13 protein-coding genes and 1 pseudogene are annotated in these 12,741 nt (G+C 69.1%); 9 read left to right on the top strand and 5 right to left on the bottom strand.

Translation table 11 applies throughout. The features are described from left to right. Positions 1-171 precede the first annotated feature (171 nt). From AB0A61_RS12030 to AB0A61_RS12005, 6 genes and pseudogenes are all read left to right on the top strand, one after another. Positions 172-528: a hypothetical protein gene (locus AB0A61_RS12030; protein ID WP_361290091.1), complete on the top strand. Its 357-nt coding sequence runs from the start codon at positions 172-174 to the stop codon at positions 526-528. Then, complete coding sequence (locus AB0A61_RS12025) at positions 525-776, top strand: hypothetical protein (protein WP_361290088.1); 252 nt, start codon at positions 525-527, stop codon at positions 774-776. Before AB0A61_RS12030 ends, AB0A61_RS12025 begins: the two co-directional genes overlap by 4 nt. 433 nt (positions 777-1,209) lie before the next feature. Further along, on the top strand, positions 1,210-1,776 hold the full coding sequence (locus tag AB0A61_RS12020) for a Uma2 family endonuclease (RefSeq protein ID WP_361290085.1): 567 nt from the start codon (positions 1,210-1,212) through the stop codon (positions 1,774-1,776). 233 nt (positions 1,777-2,009) lie between these two features. Next, positions 2,010-2,447: pseudogene (locus tag AB0A61_RS12015) on the top strand (ATP-binding protein); the annotation flags it as partial. 159 nt (positions 2,448-2,606) lie between these two features. Further along, positions 2,607-4,193: a serine/threonine-protein kinase gene (locus AB0A61_RS12010; RefSeq protein WP_361290082.1), complete on the top strand. Its 1,587-nt coding sequence runs from the start codon at positions 2,607-2,609 to the stop codon at positions 4,191-4,193. 199 nt (positions 4,194-4,392) lie between these two features. Then, the gene (locus AB0A61_RS12005) at positions 4,393-4,806 is read left to right on the top strand and encodes a hypothetical protein (RefSeq protein ID WP_361290079.1); all 414 of its coding nucleotides are present in this window, start codon (positions 4,393-4,395) and stop codon (positions 4,804-4,806) included. Positions 4,807-4,857: 51 nt separating this feature from the next. Here AB0A61_RS12005 and AB0A61_RS12000 read toward each other — a convergent pair whose 3' ends face one another. Next, positions 4,858-5,412, bottom strand: coding sequence for an HNH endonuclease family protein (locus AB0A61_RS12000; RefSeq protein ID WP_361290076.1), 555 nt, complete (start codon positions 5,410-5,412; stop codon positions 4,858-4,860). A 5-nt stretch (positions 5,413-5,417) separates the two neighbouring features. On the opposite strand from AB0A61_RS12000, the gene AB0A61_RS11995 reads away from it, so the two are divergent. Further along, complete coding sequence (locus AB0A61_RS11995) at positions 5,418-5,765, top strand: DUF6083 domain-containing protein (RefSeq protein WP_361290073.1); 348 nt, start codon at positions 5,418-5,420, stop codon at positions 5,763-5,765. A 217-nt stretch (positions 5,766-5,982) separates the two neighbouring features. Then, complete coding sequence (locus tag AB0A61_RS11990) at positions 5,983-6,300, top strand: hypothetical protein (RefSeq protein ID WP_361290070.1); 318 nt, start codon at positions 5,983-5,985, stop codon at positions 6,298-6,300. 490 nt (positions 6,301-6,790) lie between these two features. Here the strand turns inward: AB0A61_RS11990 and AB0A61_RS11985 are convergent, their stop codons facing one another. The 4 genes from AB0A61_RS11985 to AB0A61_RS11970 all read right to left on the bottom strand — a co-directional run bounded on the left by AB0A61_RS11985 (position 6,791) and on the right by AB0A61_RS11970 (position 11,085). Further along, positions 6,791-7,456 carry an LAETG motif-containing sortase-dependent surface protein gene (locus tag AB0A61_RS11985; protein WP_361290067.1) on the bottom strand — a complete coding sequence of 222 codons (666 nt, stop codon included), beginning with the start codon at positions 7,454-7,456 and terminating at the stop codon, positions 6,791-6,793. A gap of 1,022 nt (positions 7,457-8,478) precedes the next feature. Further along, complete coding sequence (locus tag AB0A61_RS11980) at positions 8,479-9,987, bottom strand: FAD-binding oxidoreductase (protein ID WP_361290064.1); 1,509 nt, start codon at positions 9,985-9,987, stop codon at positions 8,479-8,481. 277 nt (positions 9,988-10,264) lie between these two features. Then, entirely contained in the window at positions 10,265-10,693 is a 429-nt protein-coding gene (locus AB0A61_RS11975; RefSeq protein ID WP_361290061.1) for a DUF5994 family protein, read from the bottom strand. After that, entirely contained in the window at positions 10,690-11,085 is a 396-nt protein-coding gene (locus AB0A61_RS11970) for a hypothetical protein (RefSeq protein WP_361290058.1), read from the bottom strand. Before AB0A61_RS11970 ends, AB0A61_RS11975 begins: the two co-directional genes overlap by 4 nt. Before the next feature lie 369 nt (positions 11,086-11,454). Here AB0A61_RS11970 and AB0A61_RS11965 point away from each other — a divergent pair, with 369 nt between their 5' ends. Further along, complete coding sequence (locus tag AB0A61_RS11965) at positions 11,455-12,459, top strand: STAS domain-containing protein (protein ID WP_361290055.1); 1,005 nt, start codon at positions 11,455-11,457, stop codon at positions 12,457-12,459. Positions 12,460-12,741 lie beyond the last annotated feature (282 nt).

Here is a 12,741-nt window from a genome sequence, read left to right as displayed (position 1 = left end):
CGCTCCCCCCGACCCCGTCCCCCGGCCTACCAACCCCACAGGCCACTTCGCGATGCGGTTCAGCTCCACCCCGCGCGGCGGATGATCCGCTGCGAGGAGGGCCTGGACGACGACGTCTGATGCGTACGCCCCGGCTGGATATGCTGGCCGGGGCACCCTTTGGAGGACATCGTGAGCACACAACCGGACCACGGCACGGAGCTGGTACCGCGCCCCGAACGTACCCCCGACGCCGTCCGCGTGGCGCTCGCCCGTATCGCCCCTCACCGCCTGGACGAGATGGAAAAGCACAAGGAAGAAGCACTCGCCGCCGCGATTCGGACCAGCAAGATCGGGCACCTTCAGCACTGGCTGACCCACTGGGCCGCTCAGGTGGAGATCGAGCGTCGGCCCGATCTCTCCGCACGCCGTAGCCGTGCTCTCGCCAAGATCCACGGCACGACCAGCAAGGACGACCCCGCATTCCGATCCGCCATGGACGAGCTGCGTGCCATCGAGGACGTGGCGACACAGGCGGTGTCCGAGTGACGTGGAGGTGGGAGTACGACCCCAGCGAGGCGTACGTCATCGGCGGAGCACCGCCGGCGTTCGTCGCCGAGGTCGAGAAGAAAGCTGACGAGCTGGTGCGGGCTGCTGCGGCCTTCTACCTCGACGGAACACAGTACGAAGGGCTGGGTCCGAAGGGAGATACCGCGCATATCGACAGCGGATTCTTCGTCTACCTCATCGTTCCCCGGCACGAATGCGTATACGTTCGCCAGGTGACCTGGATCTGATCCGGCGGTCCTGGCGCCCGAACGCGGTCACCACACCCGACCCCGGTTCGTACTCCGGCCTCGGCCCGGCGTCTTCCCGCCCGCCCTCGCCCTGTTCCACCGACTCGACCGACTCCATCGGCCACCGCCTCCCCGGCCCAGTTCCCCGGCCCGACGCGCCCGCCCCGAGCCGGTCACGCGGCGCGTCCCGCACAGCCACCGCTCCGCCGCGTACAACCGGCAGGCGGCGGCGTGTCACCACTGGTCACGCTACGCCACCATCGGAACCGTCGGGGCATGAACAGACCGTCTCTGGCGTCTCTTCGGTGATCAGATCCGGCGTTGCCCGGACACTGCCGGAGACGTGAGTGAGATCAGCGTGCTGGACGGATGGCGGACAGTACGCTGAATCCAGCGGGATCGGCCCCGCAGCAAGGTGTCCGGGAGGTGCTTCGTGACGGCCGAGATGGTGGCTCCGGCATGGATGCATGAGCAGATCACGGCGGAGGAGTACGAGTCCTGGTCCGAGGAGCAGTGCGCCGGGATCGAGATCGTGGACGGGATGGTCGTCGTGAGCCCGAGTGCGTCCAAGCGCCACAACCGGCTGGCCCGGATTCTGGCGAACGCCCTGGATGCCGCGGCGGGCCCGGAGTGGAACGCGGACACGGACTTCGACGTCCGGCTTCAGGACGTCCCGCTCACCAATCGCCGCCCGGACGTCGTCGTGTACCGCGCGGACACGATCGACATCACCCCCACCCGTCCTGAGCACGTGTTGCTGGTCGCGGAGGTGGTGTCCCCGGGCTCGGAGACCACCGACCGGATCGTGAAGGTCGACCAGTACGCCAAGGCAGGCATCGGCTTCTACTGGCGGATCGAGCAAGCCGCGACAGGCGTCCCTCTCGTGTACACCTACGTTCTCGACCCCGCGACGAAGACCTACCGGGACGGAGACGTGTTCACCGGCGTCCTCAAGGTAGCGGCCCCCTTCCCGACGGAGATCGACCTCGGTCAGCTCTGACCACGGTGTCATAGGTGACGCCCCGCCCGCCGGGCGTGCGGGGCCGGGCCATGCGGGCGACGGTACGGACAGCGGACGCACATGGGGAGTGACGCCGCGTGGCGGGAATGCACGCCCGCCCCGAGCTGGTCACGCGGCGCGTCTCGTACACCTCCCGCTCCGCCGCGTACAACCGGCATGCGACGGCGAGTCACCACTGGTCACGCCACGTCACCCACGGGAACGTCGGGGGTATGAACAGTGAGACCGCCTCCCCCGATCGCGTCCCCCGACTCACCAGCCCCGCAGGCCACTTCGCGATGCGCTTCAGCTCCACCCCGCGCGGCGCGCGGCTCGCCCGGCGGCTTGCCGGGCAGCGGCTCGATGCGTGGGGCATCCCCTACGACTGCGACACGCACCACGCGCTGACGCTGATCGTCGCCGAGCTCGCCGCCAACGCCGTCCGGCACGGCCGGGTCCCCGGCCGCGACTTCCACCTCTCGTTGGCCTGCGACGCCACGACCGTACGGATCGAGGTCACCGACACCCGCACGGAAGGCGTACCGGTCGTGGCGACACCCATGGACCTCCGCGACACCGGCCGCGGCCTGCTCCTGGTGGAGCACCTCGCCGACCGCTGGGACTGGCACCCGCGCCGGGGCGGCCCCGGCAAGACGGTCTGGGCGGAGTACGTCCTGCCTGCGGGAGGCCGACCGGCCGCCGCACCCTCCTGCCCGTCGTCCACCGCCGCGCCCAGGCCCTGTCGCACTACGACCGCTGGACGACAGATCGACGCAGCGGTCACACTTGACCCCTTACCGTGACTGTTCTTCACGCACACCGGGGGCAAGGTGCCGCAGGAGGCGATCTCCGACCGTTACGAACTCCTGGAGGAGCTCAGCCACGGCGGCATGGGCGACGTGTGGCGCGGCTACGACGCCGTGCTCGACCGGCCCGTCGCCGTGAAGCTCATCCGGCAGGCGTCGGTCACCTCCCCGCAGCTGGCCGAGGAGTTCGCCAAGCGCTTCCGCCGCGAGGCCCGCATCACCGCGCGCATCCAGCACCCCGGCGTGCCGCAGGTGTACGACGCGGTGCTCGACGCGTCGTACGAGCGGCTGTTCCTGGTGATGGAGCTCGTCGACGGCGTACCGCTGTCCGCCTACCTCGACCCCGGCCGACCGCTGCCGATCAGCTGGGCGGCCGCCGTCGCCGCGCAGGTCGCGACCGTGCTGTCGTACGCGCACGACGTGCCGGTCATCCACCGGGACCTCAAGCCGGGCAACATCCTCGTCGCCCGTGACGGCACCGTGAAGGTCCTCGACTTCGGCATCGCGGCGATCCTGCGCACCGACGTCACCAAACTGACCGCCACCGGCAGCCCCATCGGCACCCACCAGTACATGTCGCCCGAGCAGGTCCGCGGCGGACGCATCACCCCGCAGACCGATCTGTACGCGCTGGGCTGTGTGCTGCACGAACTCCTCAGCGGGCGCCTCGCGTTCGAGGCGGAGAGCGAGTACCTGCTGATGTACCAGCACGTCAACGCCGCCCCCACCCCGCTGCGACAGCTCCGGCCCGACGTCCCCGAGGCGATGGAGGAGCTGGTCCTGCACCTGCTGCGCAAGGCGCCCGAGGCGCGGCCCGCCGACACGCAGGAGGTGTACGCGCGGCTGCTGCCGTTCCTCCCGCCGCCGGGCGGAGAACCCGGCACAGCCGATGCCGGGCCGGTCGGCGCGCCCGACCCGACGGGCGTGTTCCGTCACCCTTTCGCGCCCCGCGCCCGCGCCCAGGCCCCTGCGCCCGGTGGTCCGACGCCGACAGCCGTCCTCCCGGGGGCCCAGCCGGTGCCCGTCCCCGCCCGGCTGCGCGAGGACATCAAGGAGGCGTACGCCCGCTCCGACGCCCTGCTGGAGGAGGAGCGGTTCGCGCAGGCCGCCGAGGTGCTCGGCGAGGTCATCGAACCCGCGGCCCTCGCCCTCGGCTCCGAGAGCAAGCAGGTCCTGGCGCTGCGCCGCCAGCGAGCGGCCATCCGCCTCCTCGGCGGCGACTACCGGGCCGCGCTGCCCGAGTTCGACGCCCTCGCCGACGCGTACGCCCGCATCGCCGGACCCACCGGCGAGCAGGCCCGCGCCTGCCGCGCCCAGGCGGCCCGGTGCCGCGCCGAACTCGGCCAGGTCACCGACGCGCTCGCCGCGCTCCAGGGCGTGCTGAACGTCGTGCGGGCCGTCGACAGCGACGTGAGCGAGGAAGCCGTCGAGCTACGGCACAACATCGGGATGCTGCTGCTCGCCCAGGGCCGGGCCGTCGAAGCCCGGCAGGTCCTCGAACCGCTCCACCAGGACATGTGCATGGTGTTCGGCCCCGACGACGAGATGACCGCCGAGATCGCCGAGGCACTCGCCGTGATCCGCCTCGGCCTCGACGGATCGGCTTCCTGACCCGCTTCCTCCGGAAGCGACATCGGCCGAAGCCATGCTGCTCCCGACGGGGTGGAAGCCGCACCGCACCAGTGACCACAGCTCCTGGCGCGCCTCATCGGCCGCGATGAGCGGTACGCACCACTTCACCGAAAGAACCAAGTGGGAAAGTGGTTGGCCGTAGGCCCGGCGGGTAGCGGACGACGCTGTCGAACAACTGGTGGACATCGCGTTCCGCCACCAGGAGCTTCGCAAGCGCCTTGCCGCAGACCTCTCCGCGGCAGGCCCCGACGCAGACTGGCATCCGCTGCTGATACGCGGAGTTGGTCCCCGGCCGAAGCAGGAGAGTCTTTTCCACTCCACGGCAGAGGATGGATACTTCGCCTTCAAGGCAACGCCTGAGTCCCAGTTTGCACTGTGCAGGACCGCTGGGGACACTCCTGACCCCATCGACTGGGAACTGACGGTCCTCCAGGGCAGTGCGGCGTCGGCCACGAGCTTCTCCGGGCGCTTGCTCATCCAAGGCAAGCAGATGTTCATACACTTCCCCGACGACCTGAACGCGCACCCCCACTGGTCCGCCGAGCTCATCGCCGGCTTGTCCGCCATCTCCCGAGTCGAGCTTCGCGGATAAGCGTGCAGCCCACACGGCACGTGAGCCCCGCAGGCTGCTGTACCTGACTCCCTACAGATCCCACTCGTCGGCCAGCAGCCCCACGAGCCGCTGCTGCCGCTTCTGCAGCAGTTTCGGCACCCACTCCTGGTGCTGCAGCACCTGGCTGGTCAGGGCGAACGTGGAGACGCCATGCCTGCCGGTGAAGTACTTGGCCTTCTTTTCCGTGAAGTCGTAGTTCTGGGCGTAGGCGTTCTTCGTCCGGTTGAGCAGGACGAGGTTGCCCAGCCGGTGCGTCCACTGACTGCGCTGCTCGTCGGTGAAGTTCCGCAGCCACTGCGATCCCTGTTTTGGGTTCTGCGGCAGCACGTGCTCGACGGTGATCAGAGTGTGGTCGTACGAGACTCCGGGCTTCCCGGCCAGCATCTCGTCCAGGCGCAGCAGGACGTACTTACGGGTCTTGGTGACGAGGTATATGTCGCCGTCCAGGCGCGAGAGCGTCTCGGCCTTCTCCGTGTGCGTCAGGGCGAAGGACGTCGCGTCCATGCCCTTGCCGGCGTTGAGTTCTCGCAGGAGGTCCGCGTAGCGGGTGACGCGGGGAGTGGTGTAGACGCGGCGGATGAACATGCTTGATGGCCGAAGTCGACGGGGCCACAGCCGGGCCGAGGCCCGATCCCGCCCCTGAAGACACGTCATGGATCGAGCCGCCCACCTGCCCGAAGTGCGGCGCAGCGGTCCGCGTGTGCCCCACCAACTACGACCGGTGGGTCAGCCTCGCCATGGTGGACCTCCCCGCCAAGGAGGTCCCTGAGCCGTACCGGTGGCGACTGACGAAGGTCTACGGGCGCGCACCGATCCCCATCGATATCGTGGCTGTACGTGTCCGAGGGGTCGACCCACTACCCAGTGAGCCCGTCGTGCCGGCTCACCGCATGATGTGCGTGCCCGACGAAGGTTGGGCGCCGAGACCCTGGGACTGACGCCCGTGCCCCTGGCGTGCCCGATGGGGCGGCGACCGACGGGGAACAGCGGGGAACACCGGCGAGCATCCCCGGAAGGCACAGGTCAGCGTCTCGCCAGCTCAGGCCGCATCCGCATACGCGATCTTCCCAACTGGGGCACCAGGCCGTATGGAGCTAGCGTGGAAGAGAGACGTCGAGCGGATGCCCGGCACCGGCCGATGAAACGGAACAAGTCATGACCGCGCAAGTAAGCAAGACAGGCCCCGAGACGGCGCCTTCCAGTGCGCAGGTTTCGATCATGAGGTCCCATGGGCCCCGCGCTGCAGCTGAACACGTCGTCTCGGGCAATTCGGTGACCGTCCGCATGGGCGACCTGCGACTCGAACTGCCGCCCAGGGACCAACTCGCCTTCCTCGCGGGCCTCGGCGTCCTCACGGCACTGGAACTGATCGAATGGCCGGTCGCGCTCGCCATAGGTGTCGGGCACGAACTGGCCCGCAGCCGCTATAGCAAAGTGCTGCGTGAGTTCGGGGAAGCTTTGGAAGAAGCGTGATACGCGCTTCCTCAACGTGCCGTTGACACCTTGGCGTCGCTTCACGCGATCAGCTCTAGGTGCTGCCTAGCCTGCTTGAGTGACGGGCGCGGTGCGTCTGTCAAGGCTGCGCCTAGTGGATGACATCAGCAGCTGACACCAACAGGCGCGCACAGCGACGGTAGGCGCCGGCCCTGAGCGGTCGATCAGCAGAGGATCAACGCGAGTTGATCGACGTCCCCGAGACTCCGTGATCGACCTGACAAGGATGAGGCCGAGGTCTCAGACTTCGGGTTCTGATCCCCGCGGAACTGAGAGCGCATGGGCTCAAGCCCGACTGGTAGTCCCGGTTCCCGCTCAGTCTTTGTGCCGCAGCTGTCCCACTGCCCGGTTTGACTCCTACCTGTCTGACCTGTGGTCTCAGGCGGGCGCGCATGGCGGCAGGAGCGGGACGACAGCGCACGCCTGTAGCTCCGCTCCCCTCGGGGAAGCGGAGCTACGCGTGACCGGATTAGTGCCGCGCAGCGGCCTTGCGACGTTGGAAGGTGAATAGCGCGCCGCCGCCGATGACGATCAGGGCACCGGCGATTCCTGCGATCATTCCGCTGTCGCTGCCGCCGCCGGTCTTGGCGAGTGATGCGCGTTGTGTCGACGCCGAGGCGGACGGGGCAGGGGCACTGCCGGCGGCGGTCCTGCTGGGCGCGGGGGCGGGCGCCGCGCTGCTGGTCGGCTTGTTGGATGGCACCGGAACCTTCGACGGCGCCGACGACGGGACGGTGCACGGCTTGTCAGCGGACGTGGGGTACGGGGTGATGGGTTCGTCCCTGATCGATCCGGCTGTCACGCGGACGTCCCATTGGGCCCCCGGCTCCCAGTCCACGTATAAGGTGTGGCTGACTCCGGCCGCGGTGGGATGGGGGAAGTCCCACTGGTCGGACACCGGGCCGGGCAGGCTGGACGCCATGTGCGGGCCGATGGTGATGTGGGCAGGCGTACCCGAGCTGTCTTTGTCGGTGACCGTGATCGCGGCCTTGGCGACACCCGAGCTGGTGTCACAACTGGCCACGGGGGTCACCGAGAAGTCGCTCATGTTGCTGGCGAAGGCGGCGCCGCTGCACAGCAGAGCGGCGCCCGCTCCGGTTGCGGCGGCCGCGAACAGGCCGCGCTTGGAAAACACACTTCCTCCGACGGGCGGGATGAGGACAGCCACGCGCGGGGATGCCTTTGGCACTCGCGACGGCCGCGCCTCCTGGGGACGTAAGGACGGAGCAGGACCGTGCAGCGCGGACGGCTGTGAGGCCCGCCGGCACAGTGGCGGAGGCGATGACCAACCGGGGCGATTGCCGCCTGGGCACGGGACAGCTTCACTACGACCTCGTGGGGTCAGGACAAGAACGAGAGAAGAGTGCAGATGCCGTCGCGGTTGTTCGCGATGCGGCAGGACCCAGATGCTATTCCCCCCGGGCGGATTTGTGGGTGGCCCTGCGGCGGTGCGTGGGCCGGAGCCGTGGCCCGCCAGCGGGATAGACCCGACCCCAGTCGGACAGTTGTGCTCGCCCCACGACAACTCGTGTGACCATACTCACGATTCGGCGTCGGCAGGCGGGCCGGGCCGACTGAGTCACCCCGACATCAGCCCGCTGGTGCCAAAGCGCGTGCGCCCTCAGCCGCTTGACCGCCGGAGCTGCTCGACGACGTCGACCTACCGGAAGAGTGCGCCGGTCTCTGCGTGCACCAAGTCGTGCCAGGGACGCGGCGTGGCCGGCGTCGTACCGTGCGCGCAGGTCAGCGCCGGAACCGCCGTCAATGCGCGCAGCTCCCCAGCTGATGGCTCGCGCACCGTCGACGGCAGCAGTTGCAGCGGACGCGGATCGAACTCCTAAAGCCGGTGTCGCAGGTTCGAATCCTGCCGGGGGCACAGAGAGAAGGGCCGGCTCAGGAGGGGTTTCCTCCCAGGCCGGCCCTTCGGCGTTTCAGGGGGTGTGCCACAGGCGTGCCACTACGGGCCCGCAGGGTCCTTCTCGATCGATCTCTGTCCAGCAAGCTCCGGATCAGAAGGTGGCCGTGCCCCAGCCGTGCCCCAGCCGTGCCCGATCGAGCGGGGAACCACGGGGAACACCGGGCAGTCACGTCGCCCGGACGCGAGAGCGGCCCCCGACCGAGGACCGAGGTCAGGGGCCGTTCCCAGGCCGTGCTCGGTCAGCGGGACGCGGGCGGAATGCTCTGGTCGTACTGGAAGACGTTGCGGGGGTCGTAATCTGCCTTGATCCTGCGCAGTCGGCCGAAGTTGGATCCCCAGTAGGCGGTCTCCCAGTCCTGCATGCCGATGTTGGGCACGTTGACGTAGGCGCCGTCCACGTAGGGGCGCAGTGCCTGGCTGAATTCGGCGATCCAGGCCTGGGCCTTCGGGGTGAGCGGGTCGCAGACGCCCCGCTGGTCACTGCGCTTGCCCCAGCCGGCGCCGGGCTCGGCGTAGAAGAGCGCGTCGCGGTGCGGGAACGCCGTGCCGCCGCGGGGGGTCCTCCTGACCGCACCCCCGAACGCCTGAACGAAGTAGTTGCTGTCGTCCGTGGGCGCGTGCTTCATGAACGAGGCGATCACGTCGATCGCCTTGGTCGGGAACGGCTTCTTGGTGAATTGCGAGTAGAACTTCCAGTTCGCGGGTTCGACCGCGATCGGGGTCTGGAAGCCCGCATACACGTCGCCCCAGTTTTCTACCTGCACCGTCACCTTGGGGCTGTCGATCGACAGGATCGGGGCCAGCAGCTTTTTCGCCTCCGCGGGTGTTCCTTCCGCGAGGACCGCGAACAGCAGGATCTGGTTCGGGTGAATTTCGAGTTGGGTACCAAGGCGGTTGTCGATGTACGGCGCCGTGCGCTGGTAAGCCTCGAAGATCCTGCGCAGGTCGCCGACTCCGTCCCACGTGACCTGCATATAGGTGACGCTCTTGAGCGGGGCCAGTTTGTAGGTCAGTGAGGTGACGATTCCGAAGTTGCCGTTACCCGCTCCGCGCAGCGCCCAGAGCAGGTCCGCGTTGTGGTGCAGATCTGCCTTGATCACCTTGGCACACTCGTCGCCTTCCGCGACGACGACCTCGGCGCCGATCAGGCTGTCGCAGGCCATGCCGAGCCAGCGGGTGAGGAAGCCGAAGCCGCCGCCGAGCGTCGCGCCGACCAGGCCCACACTGCCTTCGGTACCGGTCGTCACCGCGAAGTTCTGCTTGGCGAGCGTGGTCACCGCTTCCAGCTGGTTGAGCCCGGATCCCACCGTCGCGACGCGAGCGGCGCTATCGATGTGGACCGATTTCAGCTCGCTGACGTCGATCACGAGGCCGCTGTCGACGTTCGACCAGCCCTCAAGGCTGTGACGGCCGCTCCGGATCCGCAGCGCGACGTCGTTCTGCCGCGCCCAGGTCAGGGCGTTGACCACGTCCTGGGTGTTCTGAGCGAAGACGATGACCAGCGGATAGTGGGAGAAGAGCTGGTCCCAGCCGAGGCGCGCGTCCGTGTACCCGGGGTCGTTGGGGCGGACGATGCGGCCGGTCAGCTTCGCCGCCGGGCACTGCTCCCCGTACCCCTCGCTCACGGTGCCCTCCGTCACGGCCCTCGTACCGGGGGCTTCGGCCGCCGCAACGGCCGGCACGACGACCGCGCCGGCGCCTGCGACCGCCGTCGTCTTGAGCAGTCCGCGACGGGAAAAGTCGTTCACGGTCCGTGTCCTCTCACCCACCATTGGTTACAAATATGCTCCTTATGGACTATTCACGCGAGCCGGACGTAAGCATGAATCCTGCCGGGCACCAGCCGAAAGGCCCCGGACCGATCTTGGTCCGGGGCCTTTGACATCTGTTTTTGACACCTGTTTTTGACATCTGTTTTTGACATCAGCTTCTGACGTCAGGGCGACCGGCCTCGCACACCGTCGCCTCGCGCACCGTCAGGGCATTGGACTTCCGGCCCGCGCGCACGACGCCCGAGCCGCGATGTCAGCTCCCGGGGTCGGCAGTGCGGGCCGTGAGCGGGTCGTCTGCCGTGGCCGTCTGCATGAGCCGTTCGGCTTCCGCCTGTGTGGCGGCGGGTGGCACGACGAGCAGGTCCCAGCGGCCGTGTCCTGGAGCGAGCAGGCAGACGGTGTGTACTGGCCGCGACAGGTCCGTCCGGCGCAAGTGCACCATCTGGTCGTCGACGAGTATCCCGTCCCCGGACAGCGACCACATCGCCCCGTTCACGAGGACGCTGCTGATGTGTCCCCAGCCGTACGGCAGCCCGGCGAGCAGTCCGGGGAGTTCGGCGGTCAGGTCGTACGACCGCGGCCACCAGGCTCCGTCGATACGTCGGGCCGGGCCGCCAGGGCAGGGCTGCGCCCCCAGCCGCAGCCTGGCGGAGGGCGGGTGGCGCGGAGGGGTGGTTGTCATGAGGGCTCCTGGTCTGATGCGGGCGGGAGACTCGACACGGTCGGGGGCTCCGTGGGCGCAGGCCCGCTCGGCGGCCCCACCCATCGCGCGGTCTCGCCCGGATGCGTCGCGTCGACCGGCGGCCTGCTGGCCTCCAGCCAGGAGCGGAGCGGGCCGGCGCTCCGCTCGGGGTCGAGCGTCAGGTGCAGACGCGTCCCCCTGCCCGAAGGATCCGCCGGATAGCTGCGTTGCTCGCCCCCGGCGAACAGCAGCCGGAGGGCGTCCGCGACGAGCCGGGCCGCTTCGGCATCCATGGAGACGATGCGGACCTCGACCCTGCCCTCGGCGGGAGGGTCATCCGGAATGTCCACGGTCGGGGATGAGTACGGTGGGTGCCGGGATTCGGTGGTCATCGGGCGGAACCTGTCCCGGGCCGTGGAAATGGTCCGTGGGGTGTCACGCGGCCTCTACCGCACCGCGCGCCGAGGACGAGACCAGCCCTGTCACTGGTGTACGAAGTACCCTCGACCCTCCCCACCGTACTCCTGGCACCCTCTGCGCAGCCGTTTCCGGTTGCGGGCGGCGTACGGTTGAAGTACCGAGGGCTTCACGCACTCCGGCCGCCACGCCGGGTCGTCCTCGGCGAGAGACGAATCCGGGCCGCCCCAGTGGCCGGCGCGGAGACGGGTCGGCATCATGTCCGCCGCGGTCGAAGCAACTCCGCGCAAACTCTGCACGGCTGCGCCGGCACCGCGTACCCGTACCGGCCCGGGCTCCTGCCGATGGGAAGCGTGATGGCCCTTGCCCGGCTGGACATCCATCGGCGGAACCGAGGGGAGCGGACGCTCGTCACGCTCGCCGGTGACATCGGACCGGCCACCACACCACTGCTGCGGGCCGCACTGGAGCAGTGTCTGCTGGACGGCGTGACCGTCATCGACATCGACCTGACCATGGTCGGCTCCTGCGACGCCAGGGGGCTGGACGTCTTCCTGTCGGCGTCACGGCGCGCCGGCCGGGTACCCGCCTCCCTGCTGCTGCACCACCCGTGCGCGCAGATCACCCATCTCCTCGCTGCCACCGGATCTGCTTCGCTGCTTCTTGGGGTCCCGGTGAGTCCCAGGGCGCCCGCTGAGCTCGGCGACCTCACGTGTACCGGGACGCTGGCGCCCGAGGACCCCGCCCGCCGGCCGGATCAGCCGGTCCTCAGGGACGGGATCCGCCTGCGCCGGCTGACCCGTTGGCAGGCCGAGGATGTGCGCGAGGACATCGCGGAACTGGCCGCGGAGTCTGTCGCGGGGACCCCCGGCAAGGCGTACCACGACCGTGGAGACTTTCTGCGCCGTCTGGCGGTCAGTGCCCACCGCCCCGGCTTCGCGCTGCTGGTCGCCGAGACGACGGTGCTGGTCGGTTGCGCCTTCGGTTTTCCGGTGGGCCCCGACAGTTCCGGGCGCCGGGGGTTCGACCGAACGCTCCAGGAGATCATCCAACGGCTCACCTCCCGCGCGCGGTTCGTCGTCCTCACTCAGGTCGTGGCCCATCCGCACGCCCAGCACCGCGACATCGCCCGCCGCCTGCAACGGCGTCTGCTCACAGACCTGCACTCCTGCCTCGGAGTCGCCCTGCTCCATCCTGCCAACCAGACGGGACAAGCCGCCTTCTCCTCCTGGGGTTGGCAGAACCTGGGGGAGGTCGTCGGGCTGCCCGGTCCTGTCGCCCCCTGCGTGTTGATCCTGCTGATGGAAGACGGTCCCCGGCAGACCGCTGATCAAGCAGAAGGGCGATGAGCCGACGGCCGTACCGGCAGGTGCGGTACGGATGCTCGTTCGCGGCCGACCTCACCGCTGTCGTGCGGTACGGCTCCCCACCGCCGGGTGCGGAGCCGGTCCCTGCCCGTCCTGGTCGGTGTCCGTGAGGCGGATCAGCGTCGGCCGCTCCGGCAGGCCGGGCGCGTCGGCGAGCGGGTCGTCTCCGGCCTAGAAGACTCATGAAGATCTTGGGGTTCTGGCCCCGCCGCGTGAGCGGCGGGGCCAGACTCTTTGTTGTGGTGATGGGGGAATGGGCCGGGG

This window comes from Streptomyces sp. NPDC046197 (assembly GCF_040646295.1).
Classification (GTDB): Bacteria; Actinomycetota; Actinomycetes; order Streptomycetales; family Streptomycetaceae; genus Streptomyces.
This window is presented reverse-complemented; position numbering and strand designations above follow the sequence as displayed.